Genomic DNA, 24,951 nt, shown 5'->3' with positions numbered 1-24,951 from the left:
GCTTGCGCGCCGATACGGCGGCTTAGGTTGCGTTTGCGGCTTGACGCGTACGGCGGTCGAAGTCGCCAGCTGAAGACAACAGTCGCGCGGGCAAGTCAGCATCGGCCTTGCCATGGCGCGATCCCAAGCAACTGCAGACGCTCCGCATGCGCCGCTCGCCGGCCCGCCTCCTAGTAGCCGAACCGCTCACCCGTCATGATCGACCGCAACATTGAACTGCTCTTTGCGTTGCGCATCCTGTCTGGAACGATGGCAGGGACCGAGGTGCCGCTGGAGCGCGACCGCTATCTCATCGTCGCTGGGCCGGGACGACCGGGGGCACCGCCCGGGCCCGCGCGTGCAGCTGGCGATGCGGGCGAGGCGCCGACTTCGGTCGTGGCGCCGGCCAGCATGAACGGACGAGAAGCGGTGGCGGCCGATCTGCTGGACCGGGCGCTGACCGAGGCCAATGGTCGAACCGTCTGGCTGGCGGCGCAAACCGACGTCGCGTTGCGAATCGATCTGTCTGACACTGCCCTGAGCGGTCGGTTTTCGGTAACCGACATCGGCCACGACACGACCGCCTGTTTCGAACTGCAACGCCGCGTCAGCTATGCCGGACTCAGCTTCGCGTTGAAACCGATCGACGCGGCTTGGGAGGAAGCGGTCCTTCTGCCCCCCGATGCATCACCGGATGCACCAGCGGATGCATCGCCGGACGCGTTGCGCGACGCGTCGGCGGCTTTGGCGTCGGGGCTCTCATCGGCTTGCGCATCGAACGCATCGCTCCCCGACGGGCAGGCTGGTGACGTCGCAGCGGGGGCAGGCGCCGACGCCAGCGCCCGACATGCCGAGGCACCCCAACCACCCCGCCGGGCGGGCAGGCTGCCGCTGCGGCGACGGCTGTTGTCGGCCGTCGCGATGCTGTGCGTCGTCGGCTCGATCGCGGCGGCGGCAGCGCGGGCCCTGCCGGGCGCCCTTGCCGAGCGGCAAACCGAGCGCGAATCGCAAACCCGCATGGTGGCGCCGCCCGAGCGCGCGCGCGGCGGGGCGCTGCTTACGGCAGCGATGCCGCAGCGGCTGGCCGGCGTCGAGGCCCGACGATCGGTCCACCAGGCCGCGATGCAAGCCGGTCTGAAGCCGGTTGCCATCCGCTTGGCGTCCGGCGCAGGTCGAGTCGTCCTTCTCGACGATGGCACGCCGTCGCCCGTGCGCGCGCGCTTGGCAGCGCGTTTCAAAGCCGCGCTCGCCGGTCTTGCGCCCGCCGTTCCGATTCCAGAACTCGAATATGTGCCGGCCAACGCCGCCATTGCCGCGGCGCGGGCGCTGTTCGTTCAGGCAGGCATCCCGATGCGGGAACAGCGGCACGGCAACGGCATCCGCCTCTCGCCGGCCGCACGTCTGGACGATGCCACCCGTCAAAGCATGCGCGCGCCGTTACAGCATTTTCGCGCCCAGTGGGGCGACACACTGGTGCGGATCGACTTCGAGCCGTTGCGTGACCCACGCGACGGTAAATCGCATCTCGACGGCCGCGCGGGCTACGTACTGCTCGCCCCCGGCCATTGGTACTTCCCCGACGTTCTGAAAGGATAGCAGTCATGCCCGAAGAGACCGTGCTCCCCACCATCACGCTGACCGGCATCGAGGTAATCGACAGGTCGCAGGCCTTCGAAGTGGGTGCCACCCAGCTGAAAGCGAAACTCGAGGCGGCGCAGGCTGCGATCGAAGGCGACGCCAGTTCTGCGTTCAAGCTGGCCCAGTATCAGTCCGCCTTGTCCGCGTACACGCTCTTTCGAAATGCACAGAGCGCGACGGTCAAGGCGCATCGCGACATTGCCGCGACGACTCTGTCGAACCTGCGCTGAGCACCATGTCGATTCTTCATCTGATGGCGGGTCAGGCGATGCCGCGCTGGTCCACGCCGATCGCGCCCGTCGCCTCTGGCGGCACAGCGTCTCCGCTCGCACCGCTCCGGCTCGACGGTCTTGCGGACCGGGAGGCAGGGATCGCCGTCGCCCACCTGCGCCCGGTCGGTGACATGCCGAACGCGGTCGACGTCGGACTCGGCGCGGCGCTACGCGCGACCTATGCGCGGCTGGCGGGCCGCGAAGCGTCGTATCACGCGCAGATCACCGCCTTCGCCGACGGCAGCGCCGGTCAGGATGCCGCCGCACTGCTGCGCCTGCAGGCAACCCTGGGCGACGCAAGCAACGAGTTCGCATTGGCGAGCACATTGGCGCGCAAATTCGTCGGTGCAATCGAGACGCTGGCTCGTGCTCAGTGAAACCGATGCATGGCAGTCCGGCAGCGATCGCCTTCGCTCCGCGCTTTGCGCTCTGCCTCGCCCGCGCTCCAACCGCCGCAGCCGCCGCCGCAGCAGCAGCGGCTTCACGTTACTCGCGGTACTGCTGCTGTCAGGTTGCGACCACGACACGCGCCTGCTCGACGCGCTGGATCAACAGCGCGCGAACACGGTGGTGGCGGTGCTGCTGCGTAACGGCGTTGAAGCGCGCAAGACGCCGGTTGACAAGGCAGGCTACGCGGTGGATGTCGCGCCAGCGGACTTCGCGCTCGCAGTGGATCTGTTACGGCGCTACGAATTGCCCGGTCGGACGCCCGTCGAGGTCAGCCAGGCCTTTCCCGGGGACGCGCTGATCACGTCGCCCGCGGCGGAACGTACACGCGTCCTTTCCTACATCGAACAGCGGCTCGAACAGACGCTTGCCACGTTGGCCGGCGTGGTGAGCGTGCGGGTCCATCTGAGCTATCCGATGCCGGGCACCCTGGAGACAAGGAAAACCCAAGCGATGCGTGCCTCGGTGCTGCTGCACTATCGGGAGGACGAACGTGGCGAGGGCGACGAGACCTGGCTGATCGCCACCGTGAAACGGTTCGTCGGGAACAGCGTGGCCGACCTCGACACGGCGAACATATCTGTCGTTCTCGACGCCAGCAACCCACCGGCGCCGCCATCCAGACCGCGAACGCGTGCGCCGGCCGAACCCGGCTTTTCGATGCCGCTGCGCATCGGTGCGGCGTCTTTTCTGGCGGCGGTGGCGGTGACATTCTGGTTGGCGCTTCGCGGTCGGCACGGCACTCCGACGATGCGTCCGGGCGAGACGAGCGCGGCCGCCCACGTCGCGCCGGGCCGGCCAGTACCGGCGTCGCTGATGGCGCGTGTCGCAGCGATCGTTCATGCCGCGGTTTTGCGCTTCGGGCACCGCTTCGGGGTCCGCTTCCGAGACCGCAATGGCGACGCATTCAGCACGGGCGCGCCGCCGCATGACGCATCGCGCGTGGCTCCCTCGTCCGCGACGCATTCGACCGCCACCGCGCTGCCTGGGGACGGCGATGCCCGATGAGCACTGCTCGGCCGCGACCCCGCTCGGAGCACTGGACCGTGACACGGCTGCCGCCCTGTTGACTGTGCTGTACGCCCCGTCCAGCTACCTGCATCCGGCGCGCCGACGTGGTTTGCCGGCCATCGCGGGGCTGCCGCCGGCGCTCGCGCACGCTTACCTTCGCCGCATCTACCGGCTGCAGGGTCGCATGGCATCGGATACCCGACTCGACGCGCTGTGCGAACGCTGCATCCGGGAGTGGCGGAACTTGCCACGGGTCGCGGCGCTGATCGGCGCGAGACTGATGCATGGCACCCTCCTGACCGGCTCACTGCATCGCACATTGGACGCTCGGCTGTTGGCGTTCCTGCGCCTACCCTTGCCAACCGTTTCAGCCGCGCTCAGTGCGGCCGCACGTCGCGGTTTCACTGCCGAGTCTGCTTGGCTGACGGGAACCGTCTCGCCGGAGCAGGCGCACGACAGCCTCGCATCCGTGGGACTGACGAGCATCGCGCCGCTATTCGCCACCTGGCCCGCCGCGTTGCGCGAACGTCTACCCTTGCTGTTCAGCTCCACGGTCGCAACGCGCGGCGGCCTGCCCGGTGCAGGCGACGACGATCTGGCAAGCCAGGCACGCCCGCTCGCGACAACGATGCCTCGCCCGACAATCAGCGCGACCGTTTGCTCAGCCGATGCGCTGACCGAGCCAGCGTACAACGACGCCTCGCCGTCGGTGCCTGGCGTCTCCGAGACCACCATTCGCAACTGGCTTGCCTTCGCCTTCATCCATGCACGACTTCCCTGATTTGCCCGGCCTGTCGCGATACCGGACCCGCGCCGGCGGCGACGCATCCCGTCCCGCCACGCGCGTCGACGGCGTGCTGCTTCCGTGCGCTACCAAACGCGCGGCGACGCGCGCCGATGCCCTGCTACGGGACGCCCATCGCCATGCACGACACATCGTCAAACAAGCTCAGCGCGAAGCAGACGCGATCTGCCGTCTGTCATTCGCATCGGGCTACGCGGACGGCTATGCCGGCGCGGTCCGCACATGCATCGATTCGTTCGATCACATGGCGGATTTGATGCTCGCCGAAATGCGCGAACAACTCGACGACGCTCGCCACGCGCTCGCCGCTCGCCTGGATAGCGAGAGCGTCTGCCGCCAGTTGTTGGAGGAACTGTCCGACGACTTTCGCCAGCGTGGCGATGCGGTGGCGGGCACCGTCCTGAAAGTGCGTTTGCCGGACAGCGCCGCTGCCCTTGCACCGGCCCTGCGCGCGGGACTCGGCGGTGCGCGCCCGCCGGCCGGCAGTGTCGTCGTCGAGACCGGCGGTGCGTGCTTCGCGCTTGAATGGGCGGGCCGCGCATTCGTGTTCGAAGCGGCGGATGCGGCCATGCGCCTGCTACCGGCACGCGCCCTGCCGAAGCAATTGGGTGTCGACACGCATATGCTGCGTCGCCGGGCGATCGCCGCCCTGGCGGAGGGGCTGGAACACGAGCTCAAAAATGCACCGGCACGCACGCCTGCCGCGGCCAGTGCGCCGCGTTCGGAAGCACCTGCAGGCTCACCCTTCGACCAGCCTCACGTCGCGTCCGACGGCATCATCGCGCGCCGCGCCGCCGGTACGCGGACCGATACCGCCCTGATCGCTGAGCAAGCACGTTACGAATCGAAAGGAGAGACAGAATGAGGATCGTTGGCCTCCCGCCAATGCACGCGCCGGCGAGCGCCCCAGCGACGCCGACCTGGGCCGACGCGAGCCCCGTCAACGCAGGCAGCGAGCACGTCGTGGAGCGCCCCGCACTCAGCGAGGAAGAACGTCGCGCCTGGATCCTCGCGCAATTTCGGGAGGAGATGATGCGGCGAATCTTCTTCCCCGACCCGGATGCCCCCGACGCGCTGCCTCGCCTTCGCCCGGACGGCGGCGACTGAAGGCGCACCGTCAGCCCCTTTGGACTGGAACTTGCTGGCTCTGCGGTATCTGAACGAGGACGGTCGACCGCACATGCGCTTGTGCGACGGTCCCTCACATCGTGGAAGGCACAGACATGGCACAGACAGTTGGCGATTTCCTGGTCGAGCGTTTGCATCAATGGGGCGTGCGGCGCATCTTTGGCTATCCCGGCGACGGCATCAACGGCGTGTTTGGCGCGTTGAGCCGCGCGGGCGGCAAGATCGAATTCGTGCAAGCGAGACACGAGGAGATGGCTGCCTTCATGGCTGCGGCCCATGCGAAATTCACTGGCGAACTGGGTGTCTGCATCGCGACCTCCGGCCCCGGCGCATCCCACCTGCTGACAGGCCTCTACGATGCGCGCATGGATCACATGCCGGTGCTCGCGATCGCGGGACAGCAGGCGCGCACCGCCCTGGGCGGACATTACCAGCAGGAACTCGACCTCAAATCGATGTTCAAGGATGTGGCGGGCGCCTTCTGCGAGCAGGCGACGGTCCCTGCGCAAATGCGTCACCTGGTCGACCGCGCTGTACGGGTCGCGTTGGGCGAGCGAAAGGTTACCGCGCTGATCCTGCCGAACGACCTGCAGGACATGCCTTACGAGGACCCGCCGGCAAAGCACGGCACCGTTCACTCCGGCATCGGCTACAACGCCCCGCGCGTGGTGCCGCAGGATAACGACTTGCAGCGTGCGGCCGAGGTGTTGAATGCCGGCAAGAAGGTCGCCATTCTGGTGGGCGCGGGCGCGCTGCGCGCCACCGATGCGGTGATCGCGATCGCCGACAAATTGCAAGCCGGCGCAGCGAAGGCGTTGCTCGGCAAGGCTGTGCTGCCGGATGCGCTGCCATGGGTCACCGGTTCGATCGGCCTGCTTGGCACCGAGCCGAGCGACAAGATGATGCGCGAGTGCGATACCTTGCTGATGATCGGCTCCGGCTTCCCTTATTCGGAATTCCTGCCGAAGGAAGGCAAGGCGCGAGGCGTGCAGATCGATCTGAAGCCGGACATGCTGAGCCTGCGTTACCCGATGGAGGTCAACCTTGTCGGCGACGCCGGCGAAACCCTGGCCGCGCTGCTGCCCTTGCTCGACACGAAGACCGACACCGGATGGCGCGAGAAGATCGAAGGATGGACGCGCGATTGGTGGACGACGTTGGAGAAGCGCGCGCTGACGGACGCCAAGCCGATCAATCCGCAGCGCGTCACGTGGGAGCTGTCGCCCCGCCTGCCCGACCGCGTGATCCTGAGCAGCGACTCCGGTTCCTGTGCGAACTGGTATGCGCGCGATCTGAAGATGCGGCGGGGCATGATGGCGTCGCTGTCCGGCGGACTGGCGTCGATGGGTGCCGCCGTGCCATACGCGATCGCGGCCAAGTTCGCGCATCCCGACCGTCCGGTGATCGCGCTGGTCGGCGACGGCGCAATGCAGATGAACAATATGGCGGAGCTGATCACCGTCGCGAAGTACTGGCAACAGTGGGCCGACCCGCGCTGGATTTGTGCCGTGTTCAATAACGAGGACTTGAACCAGGTGACCTGGGAGCAGCGGGTCATGGAAGGCGATCCGAAGTTTGTCGCGTCGCAACAGATTCCGAATGTTCCGTATCACCGCTTCGCCGAATCGATCGGCCTGACCGGCATCTATGTCGATTCGGCTGAGGGCGTGGCCGATGCTTGGGAACGCGCGCTGCAGTCGGACCGCCCGGTCCTGCTCGAATTCAAGACGGATCCCGACGTGCCGCCCTTGCCGCCCCACGTCACGCTGGCGCAGGCCAAGGCATTCGCGACCACGTTGCTCAAGGGCGATCCAAACGAAGGCAACGTGATCGTCAATACCGCAAAGCAGGTGCTGAACTCGGTGCTGCCGGGCAAACATGGCAAGGCCGACGACGACGCCTGAGCCACGTCGGACCTTCTCCCGGCCAACCCAGCCGGGCAGTAGTCGGACATGTAACGGGCGTGCGTCAGCACGCGTTCTCGCGCGGCGATGCACGCCGCCACACGTCGTAGCGGCTCGCCGCGTGCGCGCACGCGGCGGCTCGGTACGCGCCGCGGGCCTGCCACGCGTGGCCGCCCTCACCACTTCGCATTCCGGTCGCCAGGCGCGCCCGATGCTTGATCACTCGCGCTTCGTCGGCGGTGCGAAGGGACTCGTCAGCGCCGCCCCACCATTGACGAATTCCGCATCGATCTGCTGATAGAACGCATGTGGCGTGTCGGCCACCTCCCACACCGCGAGAATCACGTGGTACCCATCGCGCTTCGGCAGCTTGCAGGTGTGGACGGTCGGCGACGTGGGCATCAGCTCGGGATGGTCCCAATAGGGCTGCTGGCTGTTCTGATACTGGCAGAACGGCTTGGCCTCGAATTGCGCCCGTGTCAGCGGTGCGTTCGGATTCCAGTCTTGACGGGTGATGAAATAGTTCCAGCGGCGCGTTTTGTGAAGTGCGCTATATTCCCACACAAAGCGCTGGTGCTCGCCCGCATGCATCACCGTCTTGCGCCAGCGCTGTGCGCTTTGCTCGTCCAACACCTTCTCCGCGCCATTTACACTCGTGCTGGCGATTTCGCCGTCACGCGGCGGCGTGCCGTTGGGCGCGTCAGTGCTCGCCACAGGATCGCTCAGCCCGCCGTCCCGCGCGGGAAAGAACTTGCCACTTTCCATCGCGTTCGTTTTCCACGCAGGGATCGGACAGTCGCGGTTCTCGCCTTGGCTGCAGAGTACGACCCGCGACGGGGGCTCGACAACGCGGCCATGGGCTTGCACTTGCGACGCGCCGCACAACGCGACGATGAGCCACAGCTGCGAGAGACGATGCTTACCATTCATGCGATTTTCCCCTTTTCGTTACCGAATCGATGCCGCCGGTCGCGCTGCGTGATATTGGCAATGCGGGCAATGCTCGACGGGCATCGTGTGCGCCCGCACTTCAAGCACCGCCACCCTCGATGGCAGCCGATATGAGGGTAATCCTCGACAGACTTGGACAAGCTCGCATAAATTTGAGAAAACGTGCGGAATTGCGACGTGCGCCATGGCCATCGAGACAATCCAAGCGCGTTCGGCAGGCGTCGCGCCGCACTCGCCGATATCCGTCTGTAGTCCGAACCGATTGTGGTTGACGCTCACGCGTCTGGCCACATCACTGTCGCAGTCAAGCCGCTCAGGCGCGGATGTCCCCGACTCGACGAGTCAGCGACTCGACCGAGCGACGAGGCGGCCAGGCGGCAATACAAGGGGCGACGCTGAAACGCATGGGTGTTGGGATCAGTGAGGGCCTGCATGTTGTCCCTCCATGCCTGTACCCGCCCTTACACGCATGCCTTCGCATGCCGTCCGATGTGCCATCCCGTTCCCCGCCATGACTGGCAATACCTGGGCGGTCGTACGAGGTTACGTCGGATGCCCTGTTATGCGCGCCGGGAGTTGGCAGCGACGCCGGCGCACGCCTGACGTGGGTCGCCCGTAGGCGCTTGCACGCGGGCGAGGCGCTTGCACCCGTGCAAAGCGCGCGCGCCAAGCAGGCTTGCACACATCAGACGTGGGCGGCGCGTGGGCTAGGATCAGGAGTGCGAGCTGGCTGCTGCAACAGCCGTGAGGAAGCCGTCCGGGGCCGGCCCTCAGCGTAGATAGCCGTTGACGTCGAACCAGTCGAGCGCATCTTGCAGACCCTCGACGTAGGGCCGCGCGCGATAGCCGAGCTCCAACTTGGCCCGGCTCGAATCGAAGAACATCCGATAGCGCGACATGCGGAGCGCGTCGCGCGTCAGCAGCGGCTCCTTGCCGGTGAACCGCGCGCCGAATTCAGCCAGCGCCGCCAGTGGATACAGCGGCGCGCGCGGCAAGCGCACGGTCGGCGCGCGCCGACCGGTACGCGCCGCGATCTCGGCCAACAGCGTTCCGAGCATCACATCCTCGCCGCCCAGGATGTAGCGGCGCCCCAGCTGGCCGCGAGTGAGCGCCAGCAGATGCCCTTCCGCTACGTCGTCGACGTGTACGAAGTTCAGCCCGGTGTCGACGAACGCCGGCATCCTGCCGCGCGCCGCCTCGACGATGATGCGTCCGGTCGGCGTCGGACGGACATCCCGTGGCCCGATCGGTGTCGATGGATTGACGATCACTGCCGGCAGGCCGCGCTCGGCGACCATCGTCTCGACCAGTCGCTCTGCCACGACCTTGCTGCGTTTATACGCGCCTATCGTCTGCTCGGCCGTGGCTGGGCGGCTTTCGTCGACTGGCACCACGGTGTCGCCAACGCGCAGCGTTGCGACGCTGCTGGTGTAGACGACCCGCTCCACGCCAGCGCGGAGCGCCGCCTCCATGATGTTGCCGGTGCCCTCGCGGTTCGCACGGACGATCTCTTCAGGGTCCGCGGCCCACAGCCGGTAGTCGGCCGCCACATGGAAAACAAAACGCACGCCACGCAATGCGGCGTCCAACGAGGCCGGATCGCGCAAATCGCCCAGGGCGACGTCGAAGTCCTGGCCTGCGATATTGGTCGAAGCACTGGTGGGACGCACCAGCACACGGGTACGGTAGCCGGCCCGGCGCACCGCGCGCGCCACCGCCGCGCCGACAAAGCCGGAGGCCCCGGTCACCAGCACCCGGTCGGCATCGACTGCCGCCGCGCTGCCGCGCGTCATAGCTGCTGTCATGCGTAATATCGTTTCAAGATGACCACGTGAGCGCGCTGCCCGTCCCGGTCAGGGGCTGCCGCAGGCCGAGGCCACGGCGGCCGCGGAAGATGCACGGGCGCACGGGCGCACGGGGCACAGGTGCCTGTCGCGAGCGCCGGCGGCCACCCGCGATCATGCCACCTGTTCGTCCGCGGTCTTCGGTGCCGCCTTCGGCGCCGCCTTGGGCTTGGCCGGTGTCTTGCGCTTGATTTCGTCGAGCTTGATTTCGACGTGTCGCGAAAACACGTATTCGGCGGGGCGCTGTCCATCGAGCACCACGTCCGGCGCCATCTCGCCATCGGTCTTGACGCCACGCAGCGCCACGCCCAACGCCTTCAGCGGATGACGCAGGGTATCCTTCACCGCGGTGGCCTCGTAGCCGCTATGCACCATGCAGTCCGCGCATTTCTCGTAATTGCCGGTGCCGTATTTGTCCCAGTCGGTGGACGCCATCAGCTCCGAATATGTCTTCGCGTAACCTTCGCCAACCAGGTAGCACGGGCGCTGCCAGCCGAACACGGTCCGCGTCGGGTTGCCCCATGGCGTGCAGTGATACGTCTGGTTGCCGGCCAGGAAATCGAGAAACAGCCCGGACTGGCTGAATGCCCAATTGCGCCCACCGCGACCGCGCCGGAAGATGTCCCGGAACAGCGTCTTGGTTTTCTCGCGATTCAAGAAGTGCTGCTGATCGGGGGCACGCTCGTACGCATACCCCGGCGAAACGGTGATGCCGTCGACACCGATCCGCTTCACTTCGTCGAAAAAGCTTGCGACGCGCTCCGGGTCCGTATCGTTGAACAGCGTGCAATTGATATTGACGCGGAAACCCTTGCGCTTGGCGAGGCGAATCGCCTCCACCGCCCGGTCGTAGACGCCTTCCTGGCAGACCGACTTGTCGTGCGCCTCGCGGTCGCCGTCCAGGTGCACCGACCAGACGAAGAACGGGTTGGGCTCGTAGTCGTCGATCTTCTTTTCCATCAGCAGTGCATTCGTGCACAGGTACACGAACTTCTTGCGCGCGATGATGCCTCGCACGATCGACGGCAGTTCCTTGTGCAGCAAGGGTTCGCCGCCGGCGATCGAGACCACCGGCGCGCCGCACTCGTCCACGGCTTCGAGACACTCGGCCTCGGACAGGCGCTGATTCAGAATGGGATCCGGATAGTCGATCTTGCCGCAACCCGAGCAGGCCAGGTTGCACCGGAACAACGGCTCCAGCATCAGCACGAGCGGGTAGCGGCGCGTGCGCAGCAGGTGGTGTTTGACGACGTACGAACCGACATACATCGCCTGCAAAAGCGGAATGGCCAAGGGGTTACCTCGCGGGCTGCATTGGCAAACGGGCATTTTAGCGCCGATGCGCAAAGGAGGTCGGCCGTCCCCGCAACGCCGATCGCATCGGCACGGCCCCGGCGGTCGGCAAGCGGGCGCTTCCTCCGGTTTCCCCGGCTTCCCGGCAGCCATCGGCCACGGCATGGACTATCGGGCGGAGCGCCGACGCGCGGGCGTCGCCTATATGTCCGGCGCCAGACCGGGCCGGCGCCCGCTTGTCATACGGTGCATGTTCGCCCGCCAACCCGCCACGCGGGGACGCAGCAGATTGTCGGCTCAGAGGAGGCACTGAGTCCGCGCTTCCAAAGCGCCGATGCTGCAGCAAGACCTTGCTGTTTCAAGGGCCTTTGTCCGGGCGGTAGCGGTTCCTCGTACGAGGGCGCGATCCGGGCCGCTCGGTAGGTCGCTCTATAGGTCGCTCGGTAAGCCACTCGGTAGCCGGTATGGAATCCGAGCGCTGCGACTGCTGTCACCAGCGTGCTGACATTATCCGGCTGACGGATATGACATCGGTAGCTTCCGCGCATATGCGACGGGCGGTTGCCACGCCCCACATTCGGCCGCGAGCGCTCCGGTGCAAAAACACAACATGCCAGTAATTGATACGTTATTTTATAACATTGGCGTTATACAAAGTTATAACATAACGAACACGTTCAACCTGCTGCTGCCCGCTTCCGTGACACGCCCTCCTCTCGATTCCGACTCTCGTGCCCGCCGCATTCGACCTGCCGGCGCCCGCCCCTTGCTTCGACTGACGCCCATCGCGCTGCTGGCGCTCTCCGCATTCGCGCTCGCGGCCGAGCCCGCCGACCCGGCCACCGCGCCTCAAACTGCAACAGCGGCAGCGGATATGCCGCAGCCAGCAGGAACTGAAGCAACGCGCGTGGACGATGCGCAGGCGCCGGTCCTTACTACCGCCAACCCGCTCGGCAGCCGCGAAATCGCATCGCCGTCCACGATTCTGTATGGCAACGCGCTGGCCCTGGCCGAACAGGATTCGCTCGGCGCCACGCTAAACGGACTGCCCGGTGTGTCGACCACGACCTATGGCCCGTTTGTCGGGCGTCCGATCATTCGTGGCATGGACGGCGACCGCATCCGCATCCTGCAAAACGGCGTCGCGTCGCTTGACGCGTCGTCGCTGTCGTTCGATCACGCGGTGCCGATCGACCCGTTCTCGGCGGAGCGTATCGAAATCGTGCGCGGGCCGGCGGCGCTGCTGTATGGGGGCAACGCGGTGGGCGGCGTCGTCAACACCATCGACAACCGCATCCCGCGCGAATCGCTGGACGGCGTCAGCGGACAGGTCGACAGCCGCTACGACACCGCCAACCGTTCTCGCAGTGGTGCGGCGATGGTCGAGGGCGGCAGCAACGGTTTCAACTTCCACGTGGATGCGTGGGCGCGCAAGACCGGCGAGGTGAAGATCCCCGGTTACGCACACTCGGCAGTGCAGCGTGCGCGCGACGACGCCGACGCCGCCCAGCCGTACGGCACGCTGCCCAACAGCGATGGCCAGGACAGCGGCGGTTCGGTTGGTGCTTCCTACACCTGGGCCAGCGGTTATGCAGGACTCGCCTGGTCCGGCTATCAGGCGGATTACGGCTCGGTCGCCGAGCCGTCAGTGCGCCTGCGCATGCGTCAGGACCGCCTGACCGGCGCGGCTGAGGTTCGCGACCTGGATGGACCGTTCAAGCAGGCGAAGTTCGATTTCTCGTACACCGATTACCAGCACAAGGAAATCGACGACGGCGAGACCGGCACGATCTTCAAGAACCGGGGCTTCGACTCGCGGCTGACGCTGACGCACCGCGACATCGGACCGGTGAAGGGCGCGGTCGGCGTCCAGTTCTCTCAGAACACGTTCTCGGCACTCGGGGATGAGGCGCTGGTGCCCCGTACGCAGACAACCACGGCCGCCTTGTTCGGACTGGAAGAGTGGCAGGCGCTGCCACGGCTGAAGGTATCGCTCGGCGCCCGCTACGAGCGCGTGCGCCTGCAACCCGATGCGGCCGGCAACGAGCGCTTCGCCGGCGCCGCGTCGCGCGAGTTCAACGCCGGCAGTGCCGCATTGGGCTCGATCTTCCAGTTGGCACCGAATTGGTCGGTGGCGGGCAATCTGTCCTATACGGAGCGCGCGCCCACGCTCTATGAGCTCTACGCCAACGGACCACATGAGGCGACCGGCCAGTTCCTGATCGGCAATGCCGACGCCGCGAAGGAAAAGGCAATCTCCGCTGACCTGTCATTGCGTTTCGAGAACGGCCCGAACAAGGCAAGCTTTGGCGGCTTCTACAGCCGCTTCCACAACTATCTGGCGGAATACGCGACGGGTCGGCTGGTTGACGACAATGGCACGGTGTCGCCCGACGGCGAACTCGCGGAGGCAGTCTACCGCGGGGTGCCGGCGACCTTTTACGGCCTGGAAACCGACAGCACGCTGCGTGTGTTCGAGCGCGGCGGACACCACGTCGACGTCGGCCTGCGTGGCGACTACACTCACGCCCGCAACAGCGACACCGGCGAGCCGATTCCGCGCATCGCGCCGCTGCGCGCCACGCTCAGCCTGGATTACGGCTACGGTGCATGGTTCGCCCGGGGCGTGATGGTTCATGCGTGGGCGCAACATCGGCATCCGGACGACGACACGCCGACCTCGGGCTACACGACGCTCTCGCTCACCGCGGGCTACCGCTTCAAGATCGGCCGGAGCAATGGCCTGCTCTACGTCCGTGGCGACAATCTGACCAATCAGACCGTGCGCTACGCCAGCTCCGTGTTGCGAGACATCGCGCCGCAACCGGGCCGTGGCGTGACGGTCGGATTGCGCACGACCTTCTGAACGTCGGGGCGACTATCCGCGCGACCATCGGCACAACCATCGGCGTAAGCCCCGGCCGAAAGGCGCGGCGCCAAGGGTCGACGCGACATCAGCGCGTCGGCGCTTCGCCGTTTGCTGCGGCGCGAGCCTGACACGCCGCGCAGACACCCTTGATTTCGGCGGCGTCGCCGGCGATTGCATAGCCGACACGCGCGATGCTCTCGGCAAGCGCGCGCTCGATCGCGTCATCGTGAAACTCGGCGATTTTCCCGCAATGCTGGCAAACGACCAGCAGGCCGTGTCTGCAATGCGTGACGTCGTGGCAGGCCGCAAACGCGTTGATCGACTCGATCTTGTGCACCAGTCCCATCTCGAGCAGGAAGTCCAGCGCGCGATAGACGGTAGGCGGAGCCGAACCGGCGTGAACCTTTCGCATCTCGTCGAGCAGCGTATACGCCTTCGTCGCGCGATTCGACGCCAACAGAAGGCCGAAGACCTTGCGCCGGATCGGCGTCAGTCGCTCACCGCGCTCGCTGCAATAGGCATCGGCGAGTTCAAGCGCCGCCTCCACCGCGGCCGGGCTCAGCGGACTGGCGTCGTCATGGTGATGGGCGTGCGCATGCTCGCCGCCAGCCGTACCGGCGACGGACGGCTCGACAGCCGGCTTGGAGTGAGAGGGAGTTGCGTTGGGCATGGCCCGATTGTACCCGGGACTTGCTTGTGCCGTGCTTGGCAGCGTGGCAGGCAGCCAGCAGGCAAGCCACGCTGGCCGTTTGGGCGCAGCGTGGCATCGTTCCGAGCCGGAACGGGCGCCCGCATTACCGCTGCGCGGTCTGACCGAAGGCCTGGCCGAGACGCTGTCCCGCGTACTGTTGCGCGTCCTGCGCCTTCTGCACAACCGCGGCGGTACCGAAGAACTCGTGCGTCACGCCCGTGTAGACCTTGCGCTCGACCGGCACGCCGGCGGACTGCAACGCATTCGCGAGCTGTGCACCGTCGTCGCGCAGCGGATCGATCGTGGCGTTGATGATCGTAACGGGCGGCAGCCCGGCCAGTTGCGCATGCACCAGGTCAAGCCGCGGATCCTGCTTGTCGGCTGGCGTGCGGATCAAATTCGCGACGAACCATTCGATCATCGGGCGGTTCAAGGGCTTGGCCGTGGCGTTTTCGATGTACGACGGCGTGTTCAGGCTGCCGGTCTGAGCGACCGGATAGACGGACACCACCGCCAGCGGCTTCGTCACGTTCGCGTCGCGCGCGGCGATTGCAGTGGCGACGGCAAGATTGCCGCCGGCGCTCTCGCCAGCCAGCGCGATGCGCTTCGGGTCGCCGCCAAGTACGTTGGCGTGCGCGACTACCCACTTGTACGAGGCGAAAGCGTCATCCCAAGCAGCGGGGAACTTTGCCTCCGGCGCGCGTCGGTAATCCACCGACACGACAATGGCGTTCGCCTGCTTGGCCAAGCCGCGCGCACCCGCGTCGTATACGTTGCGGTCGGCGATCACCCAGCCGCCGCCGTGAAAGTACACGACGATCGGGAATGGCCCCTTGCCCGCCGGCGTGAAGACACGCGCGGCCAAGCCACCCGCGGCGCCCTGCACGGTAATGTCGCGGCTCGTCACGCCCGGCACCAGCGCTGTCGGAGACGTGTCGCGCCCTTGCTGACGAAGCACCGAATTCACCGCATCGGCAATGGTCGGCTGCTGGCGCGCCTCGGCCGGCGTCAATTTTTCGATGGCTTTCGGATCCAGTGCCTGGAACGCATTCAAGACGGTCAGCATGTCCTGGTCGGCGCGGACTTGCGCGCTCGCTTTCGCGACAGCGTTCGCGACCGGTGACGGCTTGTCCGGCGGCGTGTTACATGCGGACAGCAGGAAAGCCGCCGATGCCGCCAAGACGGCACCCGCTGCGCCGACACGCACCGGCAGGCGGGCCGAGCGGCTGTCCCGCGCGGCTTCAAGGATAGGCGCAGCCTGATGGTCAGTGCAGCGTTCAGCGGATTTGGTTCGCATCTTGAGTCCTTATCGTTGTCTGGATTGCCAGCCTGAGTCGCGCTTGCGCGCGGCGGCCGCACTTCGGTAGGCAAGCGCCATGCCCACCGATGCGCCGCACGCGACTGCATGCCTGCGGCGGCGGCATGCTTGGTTTGGATTGCGTATGACCTGCCGGCCCGGCGGCGCACACGTTTGAAGATGTCAATAGTAGACTGGGTCATGGTAGTCAAACGCCGCCTTCGCCAACTCGACCCGCCGACGTCCCCCGCACCCCAGACCGCGCGCTGCGGTCTGTGCGGTCGGCCACTTCCCGCCGATGCGACCGTCGACCAGCATCATCTCGTGCCCCGCTCGCAGGGCGGCCGCGCCACGGTGCCGATTCATCGCATTTGCCATCAGAAGATTCATTCCGTCCTGACCGAAAGGGAACTCGCATCGGCCTACGCAACGTTCGAGGCGTTGCGCGCGGTGCCGAAGATTGCCCGCTTCGTGCAGTGGGTCGCGGGAAAACCAGCCAGTTTCTATGACCGCAGCAAGCGTCGTCGCCGTTGAAGCGTGCCGGAACGGTCCTTGCGTTCGTCTGCATTTCCGAACGTTATCGAGACGCCTCGCGCAACCCGTGCTTCGAACGGAAGCGGTTCACGTTGCGAACATCTCGAAAGGCGTCGCCACGCGCGGCTATCACAGTAAGGGACAGGACATGCAGACGGATTGGAACTCGGCGGAAGACACCGCCACGCGTCGTTCGGGCGGTACGGACACATCGCGAGCCACTGCGCGGCACGGCGATGCCCAGCCGGCACCCGGCGGCGCGCGCCGGAATTTCCTACGCGCCGCTGGCGCGGGCTTGGCGGCATCGATTGCGTCCGGCAGCGCGCTGGCGGCAGGAACGGCCGAGACCGAACGCAACCGCGTGGGCTTCACACCGATCGACGACCCGAAAACCGAGGCACCCAAATCGATGCCGGATCCGAATGCCGCGCCGGACGATCGCATCGGCTATGCGGTCGTCGGGCTCGGGCGACTGGCCGTCGGTGAGATTCTGCCCGCGCTGGCCGAGTGCAAATTCTCGAAAATCGCCGCCCTGGTCAGCGGCGACCGCGACAAGGCATTGAAGCTGGCGCGCCAGTACGGGGTCAAGACCGAGTCGGTCTACGATTACGCGAGCTACGACCGCTTGGCGAGCAATCCCGACGTGAAGGTGATCTACATCGTGTTGCCGAACAGCATGCACGCAGATTTCACCGTGCGTGGCGCGCGCGCCGGCAAGCACATTCTCTGCGAAAAGCCGATGGCGACCAGCGTTGCGGACTGCGAACGGATGATTGCGGCATGCCGTTCGGCCAACGTCAAGTTGATGATCGCGTATCGAAGCCAGTACGAGCCGATGGATCGGGCCATCGCGAAGATGGTACGCGACGGCGCACTCGGGCCGCTGCGCGAGTTCGTCGCTGGTAATTCGCAGAACACCGTCGACCCGCAGCACTGGCGGCACAAGAAGGCGCTGGCCGGTGGCGGCGCGCTGCCTGATATCGGCCTGTATTGCCTGAACGCAGCACGCTTCATGTCCGGCGCGGAACCCGAGGAAGTCTTCGCCACCACCAGCCGCGTGCCCAACGACCCACGCTACGCGGAAGTGGAAGCCGGCGTCCATTTCATTCTGCGCTTCCCGGGCGGATTCACCGCAACCTGTGTCAGCAACTACGCCAGCCACGACTCCCGCTTCCTCCGGCTGCAAGGCCCGAACGGCTGGGTGGAATTGAATCCCGCCTTTGCCTACAACGGACTCAAGCTACGGCACTCGCGCTTGCAGGACAAGCACAACACCGTCACGGATATCGAATTTCCGCCGGCCAATCAGTTCGCGCTGGAAATCGATCACATGTCGCTATGCGTAATGCAGGACCGCACACCGCATACGCCCGGCGAGGAGGGACTACAGGACCAGCGCATCATGGAAGCCATCTACCGGTCCGCCGAAACGGGCCGTGCGGTGCGCCTGTCACCGCCGCCGGGACCGACGCGCGGGCCGGAGCCGGACGAGCAGACGTTCTGACCCGTCCTGCCCGACTGGTGGTCCGACTCGCCGGAAACGGCGTGCGCGTGGGATGCGGGTCGCCGCGCACCGGCCCGTGCAACCTGACCGATATCGGTCAGCTCGCTTCTGACTCGGCGGTTAGTTTGGATGGTCGCCGCGCATGGCCCGCGCCGATCGTGGCGACTGGGCGGCGTGGCTGGGCGACCGCCATACTCCGGCGGCGCCGGCCGCTGATGGTTCATGCGCGAGGCAGCGGCGAACATCGCCAATGCTGCTCGACGTTTACCGACGCGGCGAGATCGCGCGAACGGCGCAGCGCGAACCGCAAACGGACGCTGGCGCCGAATCGGTGCAGATCGCGCCGAAACACGCCGAATCGCACTGAGTCGCGCTGGGTCGCGCTGAGTCGCGCTGGGTCGGGTCGTCCGCGGGGCGAGATGTCCGATCGCCGGCGAGCGGCTGTAGCGGCTGTAGCGGCAAACATACACCGGCGAGCGTTTCGACCGAAACAGGATTGCTTCTCATTTACAATCCAATCGTCTCTGTTCATCTCCGAGTCAGATAGCCATCGTGCCGCCCTCCTTACGTGCCGATGAAGAGCACATCCTCTACGTCGACAACCACGCGTGGCTGCACGCCTGGCTGCGGCGCAAGCTCGGCTGCGCGTTTGAGGCGGCCGATCTAGCTCATGACACTTACGTCAGACTGCTGGCGTCTCGGCGATTGCCGGCGCCGCAGGATTCGCGTGCGTATCTGATGCAGATTGCGAAGGGCCTGGTGGTCGACCTCCGCCGGCACCGCCGCATCGAGGCGGCGTATCGCGAATCTCTGATGCTGCTGCCGGAAGCTCATTGGCCCTCGGCCGAGGCACGCGCGGCATTGTTGGAAACGTTGGTCGAGATCGACGCGATGCTCGACGCGATGCCGCCAAAAGTCCGCCAGACTTTCGTCCTGTCCCGTTTCGACGGCCTGACCTACACCCAAATCGCGGACCGGCTCCGCGTATCGGTGCCCAGCGTGCGGAAATACATGTTGAAAGCCGCGCAAGCTTGCTTGACTATCATGGCTGCATGAGCACGCGTGCCCCGCAGGCGCGGCGCGGCGCCGCTTGTGCAAGCCCTAATGACGGGCCGCTCGACCAGGCGCTGCAGTGGTTGGTCTTGCTGTGGTCGGGCGAAGCCGACGCGAGCCAGCAGGCGGCGTTCGCGCGGTGGCACGGCGCCAGCGCCGCCAACCAGGCTGCCTGGCGACATGTACAACAGATCAACGACCGGCTAGGTTCAGTGCCGCCGGAACTTGCCAACACCACCTTCCGGCAGGTGGCGCGACGCCAACCACGTCGCGGCGCGCTGCGTGCAATCGCCCTGTTGGCAGGCACCGGCGCTCTGGCCTGGGGCGGTCGCGAGCTTCTACCCTGGCCGGTGTGGGCCGCCGACTACCGCACCGGCGTTGGCGCTCGGCGCGCGCTGGTCCTGGCGGACGGCAGCCGCCTCACCCTCAATACCGATACCGCGGTCGACGTCCGCTTCGACGTCCGCACGCGCCGCATCATGCTATGGCGCGGCGAAATCCTGATCGTCACGGGCCACGGCGCCGCCGCCGGAGGCCGGCCCTTGCGAGTCGAAACCGCACAGGGCTCCATCCTCGCGCTCGGCACCCGTTTCAGCGTGCGGCAAGAAGATCGGCGTTCCCGCGTAGCGGTATTCGAAGGTGCGGTGTCGGTCGAGCCACGACGTGGCGGCGCGCCGCTGCGGCTCTCCGCCGGCGAGCAGACGACGTTCTCGGCGGGCGGGGCCGCGCTGCCGTCGAGCGCTGAAGCCAACGCACTGGGCTGGACGCGGGGCGAACTGATCGTCGAGCAAATGCGTCTCGACGCGTTTCTGCGCGAACTCGACCGTTATCGCCCTGGCGTCCTGCGCTGCGATCCCGCAGTCGCAGCACTGCGCGTCTCCGGCGTATTTCCAATCGGTGAACCCGAGCGCGTGCTTGCCGCCCTGGAACGCGCACTGCCGGTACGCGCCCATTACGCAACCCGTTACTGGGTGATGGTTCGCGCGCGTTGAAGGGCGCCGAGTAAGGGGCGCCCCGAAAAAAACTTGCAGATGCGGTATCACTTTTCCGATCAGGCGCGGGATAGGAGAGCAGCACTTCTCCAAACTGATCAGAAAAGGATCTTGGATGTCCACTCGCCTCGCCCATTCCTCCCTGGCGCGCCAACTGCTCGCCGCGCCGCTGCTGGCTTTCAGCCTGTCAGCATCGCTCGCCGCCGCGCAAGGCACCCCGACCCAGCGCTATGACATCGCCGCCGGCACGCTCGATCAGGTTTTGAATCGCTACGCCAGCCAGGCGGGCGTGCTGCTGATGATCGACAGCGCACTAACGGCGGGACGCAGCAGCGCTGGGCTGCACGGTCGTTACGCGTTGGATGCTGGCTTCGCCGCCATCCTGGCCGACAGTGGCCTAGCCGCGCTGCGCGATCAGACCGGCGGCTACCGGCTGGCTCGGGTGGCCGCGAGCGCCGCGCCGGCGACGGTTAACGAAGGCGAACTCAGCCCTGTGTTGGTAACCGGCGTTGCCGAGACAGCGCGCGGCCCGGTGCGCGGCTACGTCGCGTCGCGCAGCGCCGGCGCTACCAAGACCGACACGCCGCTCCTCGAAACACCGCAATCGGTCTCGGTGGTCACACGCGACCAGATGGACGACCAGGCAGTGCAGAGCGTTCGCGAGGCACTGCGCTACACCGCCGGCGTCATGTCGGAATACCGCGGCGGCGGCGGCAGCCGCTATGACACGGTCACGTATCGCGGTTTCGGCGGCGGCGCGAACTACGACTACTCGTATCTCGACGGCACTCGGCTGCTCGGTGGCAATTACGCCGTACCACAAATCGACCCTTACAACCTTGAACGCGTTGAAGTCGTCAAGGGCCCGGCCTCCGTGCTGTATGGCCAGATCAACCCGGGTGGCATGGTCAATCTGACCAGCAAGCGGCCGACCAGCGATGCGCAACACGAAATCGTCGTGGCAGCCGGCAACCATGGACGCTGGCAAGGCGCCTTCGATCTCGGCGGCCCAGTCGATCAAAACGGCACGGTGCTGTACCGATTGACGGGGGTGGCGCGCGACAGCGACACGCAAACCGACTTCGCGCGAGAACAGCGCGTGTCGATCTCGCCGTCGCTCACGTTCCGTCCGGATCGCGACACCTCGCTGACGCTGCTTGCAAACTATCAACACGACCCGCGCGCCGGTTACTTCGGCTTCCTCCCGGCGGTGGGCACGGTTTTGCCCAGCACTTTCGGCCGCATAGCCACTAATTTTTTCGACGGCGATCCAAATTTCGACCGCTTCGATCGGACCCAGTATCAATTTGGCTATGCGTTCGAGCATCGCTTCGACGACGTCTGGACGGTCCGCCAGAATTTTCGCTACATGCACATGGACACCGACTACGAGTCGGTCTATACCAGCGGCCTGGCGGCCGACGGCCACACGCTGACGCGTCGCGCGATTCGCGCCGTCGAACACAGCGACGCGCTGACTCTCGACAACCAGGCACAGGCGAAATTCGATACGGGGCCGGTTCGGCACACAGTGCTGTTCGGCGTCGATCTGCAGCGTTACACGGAGAGCATGGCGCTCGGCACCGGCGCGGCACCAACGCTCGATATCCTCCACCCGATTTACTATCAGAACATCGTCACACCCGCGCTTAGCCAGTCGAGCAACCAGATCAATAACCAGATCGGCGTCTATGCCCAGGACGAGATACGGCTCGGGCGCTGGGCGCTGCAACTGGGCGCACGCAACGACTGGGCGACCGCTCAGACTCAGGACCGGGTGGCAAGCACCACGGCAAAGCAGGCCGATCACGCTTTCACCTGGCGCGCCGGGCTGCTGTACCTGTTCGACAATGGTGTCGCGCCATACGTGAGCTACGCGACTTCGTTCCTGCCGACCAGCGGCACCGATGCAGGCGGCCGCGCATTCGTCCCCACCAAAGGAGAGCAATACGAGGCCGGCGTGAAATACCAGCCGCGCAACTTCAACGGCTTTTTCACCGCGTCGATCTTCCAGCTCAAGCAGCGCAACGTGCTGACCACCGACCCTCAGAACCCGCTGTTCAGCATCCAGACCGGCGAGGTGCGGGTGCGCGGCGTGGAATTGGAGGCACACGCTGAACCCCTGCGCAATTTGAGAATGGTGGCGTCGTACACCTATCTGAACGACGTGGTCACGGCTTCGAACGACGGTACGGTCGGCAAGCGGCCCGCGATGATTCCGACGCACATGGCCACGCTGTGGCTGGACTACACGCTGCCGAGCCAGACGCTGCCAGGTCTGGGCGCCGGCGCGGGGGTGCGCTACGTCGGCCCGAGCTACGGCGCGGCGACCGATAGCTTTCGCGTACCCGGCGTCACGTTGTTCGACGCCGCCGTGCACTACAACCTCGGCCAACACTGGCGGCTCGCGGTGAACGTCGACAACCTGTTCGACCGCACCTTCGTGTCCTCCTGCGCAACCGCGACGAAGTGCTTCTATGGGGCGCGCCGCACCGTGCTGGGCAGCGCGCGCTATCAATGGTGAAGCCGGCGGCGAAGCGGCCGCCCGCCAAGTCGCGCACACGCCGTATCTGGCAATCGGTACACACCTGGAGCAGCCTCGCCTGCGCGGTCCTGCTGTTGCTGTTGTGTTTGACCGGCTTGCCGCTGATTTTCCACGACGAAATCGACGCATGGCTGGACACCACCACTTCCCGAGCACCGGAAGCGACGCCGGCGGTGATCGACGGCGCCGACGGCATCGCAACAGCCAACCTCGATCGGCTCGTCGATGCCGTGGCACGGCAGTACCACGACGAACGCGTTCAATACGTGATCTGGAGCGATGACGACGATGCAAAACTCAAGGTGAATCTCGCCCCGCCAGCCGGTGTCGCGCGAGGTAACCGGCTCGTGACGATCGACATGCACGCCGGGCGCATCCTGGGCAGTGCGTGGAGCGAGAAGGATTGGCGCCAAGGCAGCCTCATGACGGTCGTACTCACACTGCATACCGACATGTTGTTGGGCCTGACGGGTAGCGTGATCTACTGCGCGATCGGGGCGCTTTTTCTGCTGTCTCTACTGTCGGGCGCCGTGCTGTACGGACGGTTCATGACAAAGCTGGCGTTCGGCACGGTGCGCGCCGCGCGCGGCGCCCGAATCCATTGGCTCGACCTGCACAACCTGCTCGGCATCGTGACGCTGGCATGGGCCGTCCTGATGGCGGCTACCGGGATGCTGAACACGCTCGACGCACCGCTGTTCGGTCACTGGCAGAAAACGGAACTCGCTATGCTGTTGTCCGCCTACCGCGACGCCCCGCCCGTCGTGCGCCCTGCCTCGCTGAGCGGCGCCATTGAGGCGGCCAGGCGCGCGACGCCCGACCGCACACCCTCGTTCGTCGCATTCCCCGGCAGCTTCTTCAGCAGCCGTCACCACTATACGGTGTACATGCACGGCACGACACCGCTGACGTCACGACTGCTGGTACCCGTGCTGGTCGACGCCCGCAACCTGACGGTGAGCAAGGTGGCGCGCTTACCGTGGTATCTGATCGCGCTCGAAGCATCCCGGCCGCTGCACTTCGGCGACTATGCGGGTTGGCCGATGAAAGTGCTGTGGGCGTTGCTGGACTGCGTGACCATCGTCGTATTGGCGAGTGGCTTGTATCTTTGGCTGGCGAAGCGAAGGCCGGCCGCGTCCGAGGCCACGGCGGGTAGATCCCTGTCCCGGCCGACTGCGGACATACGCCGCCCGCCGGAGGAGCGTCAATGAAGCCGCGCCAACGCGCCGCCGGGGCTTGGCGCATGCCCGTGGTGTTTGCTGGCTTGATCCTGGGCAGCCTGTGCGTCGCCCTGGCCGGCGGCGCGATTGGCCGCTACCTCGCATGGACCGGGCTCGCGTGTCCGCTGCTGGCGCTGGCGTGGTACGTGCCGCGTGCATGGCGTCGGCCCGCACGTCGTACCGGACCGATAAACGGGACTGGCAATGAGCCGAACTGATCCGCGTCGTCACCCATTCAGCGCGCCGCTTGAAGCTTGCGACAAGGGCAACTCGTGGGCAACTCGTGGGCAACTCGTGCGGTCCCGAATAAACCGAACTGGGAGAAAGCGACGCCACTCGTCGGTGCGCGCCGAATCAGCGTCAACTGGACAGACGGCCGACGGCATTGACCGCGCCCATGTGCTCGGCGGCCGCTTGTGCCGTCACGCCGTTGGCATCCCGCGCGTCGCGATTTGCGCCGCGCGCGAGCAGCAAGTCGACGATTTCGCCGCGATCGAACATGGCGGCAATCATCAGCGCGGTTCGGCCATCCGGCGACGCGCCGTCGACGTCCGCGCCGGAGTCCAACAGCAGGCGCACCATCTCGACGTCGCCCTTGAAGGCAGCGCCCGCCAGCGGCGTCTGGCCACGTGCATTGCTCAGGTTGGGATCGGCACCACTTTCGAGCAGCACGCGCGTGCTGTCCAGATGGCCGTGATAGCTCGCCAGCATCAGCAGGCTGTCACCGCTCTCGTTGCGCAGGTTGGGCGGCAGGTTGCCTGCCAGCAGGCCTTGCAGTGCGGCGGCATCGCCGCGGCGCGCGCAATCGAACACCTGCGAGGCGAAAGCCAGCGTCTCCGCGTCGAGCGACGACGGATCGTCTGAGGTGGAATGGGAAGGTTGATCGGACATGAAACGGCTCCCTCGGGGCGGGTCGGTCGGCGCAAGTGGGTGCAAACTGGTGCAGACCGGTCTGGAGCGGCCGCTGGGCGGCT

At 66.2% G+C, this 24,951-nt stretch carries 22 protein-coding genes; 16 read left to right on the top strand and 6 right to left on the bottom strand.

What is annotated here, in order from left to right; genetic code table 11:
- The first annotated feature begins 195 nt into the window (after positions 1 to 195).
- The 8 genes from BLU54_RS01080 (at position 196) to BLU54_RS01050 (ending at position 7,184) form a co-directional block, all read left to right on the top strand.
- Positions 196 to 1,575 (top strand): PrgH/EprH family type III secretion apparatus protein, encoded by a 1,380-nt coding sequence (locus tag BLU54_RS01080; RefSeq protein ID WP_091903693.1) that lies wholly within the window; start codon positions 196 to 198, stop codon positions 1,573 to 1,575.
- Positions 1,576 to 1,580: 5 nt separating this feature from the next.
- Positions 1,581 to 1,847 (top strand): EscF/YscF/HrpA family type III secretion system needle major subunit, encoded by a 267-nt coding sequence (locus BLU54_RS01075; protein ID WP_091903691.1) that lies wholly within the window; start codon positions 1,581 to 1,583, stop codon positions 1,845 to 1,847.
- Positions 1,848 to 1,852: 5 nt separating this feature from the next.
- Entirely contained in the window at positions 1,853 to 2,266 is a 414-nt protein-coding gene (gene sctI, locus BLU54_RS23545; RefSeq protein WP_170844965.1) for a type III secretion system inner rod subunit SctI, read from the top strand.
- A complete protein-coding gene (sctJ, locus tag BLU54_RS01070) occupies positions 2,256 to 3,344 on the top strand; it encodes a type III secretion system inner membrane ring lipoprotein SctJ (RefSeq protein ID WP_170844964.1) in 1,089 nt (362 codons plus the stop codon). The genes sctI and sctJ overlap by 11 nt, the downstream gene beginning before the upstream one ends.
- Positions 3,334 to 4,128 (top strand): hypothetical protein, encoded by a 795-nt coding sequence (locus tag BLU54_RS01065; RefSeq protein WP_170844963.1) that lies wholly within the window; start codon positions 3,334 to 3,336, stop codon positions 4,126 to 4,128. The genes sctJ and BLU54_RS01065 overlap by 11 nt, the downstream gene beginning before the upstream one ends.
- Complete coding sequence (locus tag BLU54_RS01060; RefSeq protein ID WP_091903685.1) at positions 4,112 to 5,017, top strand: hypothetical protein; 906 nt, start codon at positions 4,112 to 4,114, stop codon at positions 5,015 to 5,017. The genes BLU54_RS01065 and BLU54_RS01060 overlap by 17 nt, the downstream gene beginning before the upstream one ends.
- On the top strand, positions 5,014 to 5,259 hold the full coding sequence (locus tag BLU54_RS01055) for a hypothetical protein (RefSeq protein ID WP_091903683.1): 246 nt from the start codon (positions 5,014 to 5,016) through the stop codon (positions 5,257 to 5,259). Before BLU54_RS01060 ends, BLU54_RS01055 begins: the two co-directional genes overlap by 4 nt.
- 116 nt (positions 5,260 to 5,375) lie before the next feature.
- Complete coding sequence (locus BLU54_RS01050; protein WP_091903681.1) at positions 5,376 to 7,184, top strand: thiamine pyrophosphate-requiring protein; 1,809 nt, start codon at positions 5,376 to 5,378, stop codon at positions 7,182 to 7,184.
- 219 nt (positions 7,185 to 7,403) lie between these two features.
- Here BLU54_RS01050 and BLU54_RS01045 read toward each other — a convergent pair whose 3' ends face one another.
- From BLU54_RS01045 to hpnH, 3 genes are all read right to left on the bottom strand, one after another.
- Complete coding sequence (locus tag BLU54_RS01045; RefSeq protein WP_091903679.1) at positions 7,404 to 8,114, bottom strand: lytic polysaccharide monooxygenase; 711 nt, start codon at positions 8,112 to 8,114, stop codon at positions 7,404 to 7,406.
- 791 nt (positions 8,115 to 8,905) lie between these two features.
- Entirely contained in the window at positions 8,906 to 9,940 is a 1,035-nt protein-coding gene (gene hpnA, locus BLU54_RS01040) for a hopanoid-associated sugar epimerase (protein WP_235837733.1), read from the bottom strand.
- A 153-nt stretch (positions 9,941 to 10,093) separates the two neighbouring features.
- Positions 10,094 to 11,272, bottom strand: coding sequence for an adenosyl-hopene transferase HpnH (hpnH, locus tag BLU54_RS01035; protein ID WP_091903674.1), 1,179 nt, complete (start codon positions 11,270 to 11,272; stop codon positions 10,094 to 10,096).
- An 874-nt stretch (positions 11,273 to 12,146) separates the two neighbouring features.
- On the opposite strand from hpnH, the gene BLU54_RS01030 reads away from it, so the two are divergent.
- The gene (locus BLU54_RS01030) at positions 12,147 to 14,138 is read left to right on the top strand and encodes a TonB-dependent receptor (protein ID WP_235837756.1); all 1,992 of its coding nucleotides are present in this window, start codon (positions 12,147 to 12,149) and stop codon (positions 14,136 to 14,138) included.
- Positions 14,139 to 14,226: 88 nt separating this feature from the next.
- Here the strand turns inward: BLU54_RS01030 and BLU54_RS01025 are convergent, their stop codons facing one another.
- Together BLU54_RS01025 and BLU54_RS01020 are read right to left on the bottom strand one after the other, a co-directional pair.
- Positions 14,227 to 14,811, bottom strand: coding sequence for a Fur family transcriptional regulator (locus BLU54_RS01025; protein WP_091903669.1), 585 nt, complete (start codon positions 14,809 to 14,811; stop codon positions 14,227 to 14,229).
- 124 nt (positions 14,812 to 14,935) lie between these two features.
- Entirely contained in the window at positions 14,936 to 16,129 is a 1,194-nt protein-coding gene (locus BLU54_RS01020; protein WP_091903667.1) for an alpha/beta hydrolase, read from the bottom strand.
- A 201-nt stretch (positions 16,130 to 16,330) separates the two neighbouring features.
- Between BLU54_RS01020 and BLU54_RS01015 the strand changes: the two genes are divergently transcribed.
- The 7 genes from BLU54_RS01015 (at position 16,331) to BLU54_RS00985 (ending at position 24,195) form a co-directional block, all read left to right on the top strand.
- The gene (locus BLU54_RS01015; RefSeq protein ID WP_091903665.1) at positions 16,331 to 16,663 is read left to right on the top strand and encodes an HNH endonuclease signature motif containing protein; all 333 of its coding nucleotides are present in this window, start codon (positions 16,331 to 16,333) and stop codon (positions 16,661 to 16,663) included.
- 148 nt (positions 16,664 to 16,811) lie between these two features.
- Positions 16,812 to 18,167 (top strand): Gfo/Idh/MocA family protein, encoded by a 1,356-nt coding sequence (locus BLU54_RS01010; protein WP_091904458.1) that lies wholly within the window; start codon positions 16,812 to 16,814, stop codon positions 18,165 to 18,167.
- Between the two features lie 552 nt (positions 18,168 to 18,719).
- Positions 18,720 to 19,223: a sigma-70 family RNA polymerase sigma factor gene (locus BLU54_RS01005; RefSeq protein WP_211435277.1), complete on the top strand. Its 504-nt coding sequence runs from the start codon at positions 18,720 to 18,722 to the stop codon at positions 19,221 to 19,223.
- Positions 19,220 to 20,212 (top strand): FecR domain-containing protein, encoded by a 993-nt coding sequence (locus tag BLU54_RS01000; protein WP_091903661.1) that lies wholly within the window; start codon positions 19,220 to 19,222, stop codon positions 20,210 to 20,212. The genes BLU54_RS01005 and BLU54_RS01000 overlap by 4 nt, the downstream gene beginning before the upstream one ends.
- 115 nt (positions 20,213 to 20,327) lie before the next feature.
- The gene (locus BLU54_RS00995; RefSeq protein WP_091903659.1) at positions 20,328 to 22,736 is read left to right on the top strand and encodes a TonB-dependent siderophore receptor; all 2,409 of its coding nucleotides are present in this window, start codon (positions 20,328 to 20,330) and stop codon (positions 22,734 to 22,736) included.
- Positions 22,730 to 23,968 (top strand): PepSY-associated TM helix domain-containing protein, encoded by a 1,239-nt coding sequence (locus BLU54_RS00990; protein WP_091903657.1) that lies wholly within the window; start codon positions 22,730 to 22,732, stop codon positions 23,966 to 23,968. The genes BLU54_RS00995 and BLU54_RS00990 overlap by 7 nt, the downstream gene beginning before the upstream one ends.
- Positions 23,965 to 24,195, top strand: a complete 231-nt coding sequence (locus BLU54_RS00985; protein WP_091903655.1) for a hypothetical protein — start codon at positions 23,965 to 23,967, stop codon at positions 24,193 to 24,195. The genes BLU54_RS00990 and BLU54_RS00985 overlap by 4 nt, the downstream gene beginning before the upstream one ends.
- Before the next feature lie 142 nt (positions 24,196 to 24,337).
- Here BLU54_RS00985 and BLU54_RS00980 read toward each other — a convergent pair whose 3' ends face one another.
- Positions 24,338 to 24,868: an ankyrin repeat domain-containing protein gene (locus BLU54_RS00980; protein ID WP_091903653.1), complete on the bottom strand. Its 531-nt coding sequence runs from the start codon at positions 24,866 to 24,868 to the stop codon at positions 24,338 to 24,340.
- Positions 24,869 to 24,951: the final 83 nt, after the last annotated feature.

Origin of the sequence: Chitinasiproducens palmae, from assembly GCF_900095735.1 — a bacterium.
Lineage (GTDB): Bacteria > Pseudomonadota > Gammaproteobacteria > Burkholderiales > Burkholderiaceae > Chitinasiproducens > Chitinasiproducens palmae.
The sequence above is the reverse complement of the archived record's forward strand: the minus strand, read 5'-3'. Positions and strand labels throughout refer to the sequence as shown.

Coding starts and splice junctions, on each gene's coding strand:
- BLU54_RS01020 (WP_091903667.1), bottom strand. CDS start 16,129: ATGCGAACCAAATCCGCTGAACGCTGCACTGACCATCAGGCTGCGCCT.
- BLU54_RS01055 (WP_091903683.1), top strand. CDS start 5,014: ATGAGGATCGTTGGCCTCCCGCCAATGCACGCGCCGGCGAGCGCCCCA.
- BLU54_RS00985 (WP_091903655.1), top strand. CDS start 23,965: ATGAAGCCGCGCCAACGCGCCGCCGGGGCTTGGCGCATGCCCGTGGTG.
- BLU54_RS00990 (WP_091903657.1), top strand. CDS start 22,730: ATGGTGAAGCCGGCGGCGAAGCGGCCGCCCGCCAAGTCGCGCACACGC.
- BLU54_RS01065 (WP_170844963.1), top strand. CDS start 3,334: ATGCCCGATGAGCACTGCTCGGCCGCGACCCCGCTCGGAGCACTGGAC.
- BLU54_RS00980 (WP_091903653.1), bottom strand. CDS start 24,868: ATGTCCGATCAACCTTCCCATTCCACCTCAGACGATCCGTCGTCGCTC.
- BLU54_RS01050 (WP_091903681.1), top strand. CDS start 5,376: ATGGCACAGACAGTTGGCGATTTCCTGGTCGAGCGTTTGCATCAATGG.
- BLU54_RS01045 (WP_091903679.1), bottom strand. CDS start 8,114: ATGAATGGTAAGCATCGTCTCTCGCAGCTGTGGCTCATCGTCGCGTTG.
- BLU54_RS01010 (WP_091904458.1), top strand. CDS start 16,812: ATGCAGACGGATTGGAACTCGGCGGAAGACACCGCCACGCGTCGTTCG.
- BLU54_RS01025 (WP_091903669.1), bottom strand. CDS start 14,811: ATGCCCAACGCAACTCCCTCTCACTCCAAGCCGGCTGTCGAGCCGTCC.
- BLU54_RS01030 (WP_235837756.1), top strand. CDS start 12,147: ATGCCGCAGCCAGCAGGAACTGAAGCAACGCGCGTGGACGATGCGCAG.
- BLU54_RS01080 (WP_091903693.1), top strand. CDS start 196: ATGATCGACCGCAACATTGAACTGCTCTTTGCGTTGCGCATCCTGTCT.
- BLU54_RS01060 (WP_091903685.1), top strand. CDS start 4,112: ATGCACGACTTCCCTGATTTGCCCGGCCTGTCGCGATACCGGACCCGC.
- BLU54_RS01075 (WP_091903691.1), top strand. CDS start 1,581: ATGCCCGAAGAGACCGTGCTCCCCACCATCACGCTGACCGGCATCGAG.
- BLU54_RS01000 (WP_091903661.1), top strand. CDS start 19,220: ATGAGCACGCGTGCCCCGCAGGCGCGGCGCGGCGCCGCTTGTGCAAGC.
- BLU54_RS01015 (WP_091903665.1), top strand. CDS start 16,331: ATGGTAGTCAAACGCCGCCTTCGCCAACTCGACCCGCCGACGTCCCCC.
- sctI (WP_170844965.1), top strand. CDS start 1,853: ATGTCGATTCTTCATCTGATGGCGGGTCAGGCGATGCCGCGCTGGTCC.
- hpnA (WP_235837733.1), bottom strand. CDS start 9,940: ATGACAGCAGCTATGACGCGCGGCAGCGCGGCGGCAGTCGATGCCGAC.
- BLU54_RS00995 (WP_091903659.1), top strand. CDS start 20,328: ATGTCCACTCGCCTCGCCCATTCCTCCCTGGCGCGCCAACTGCTCGCC.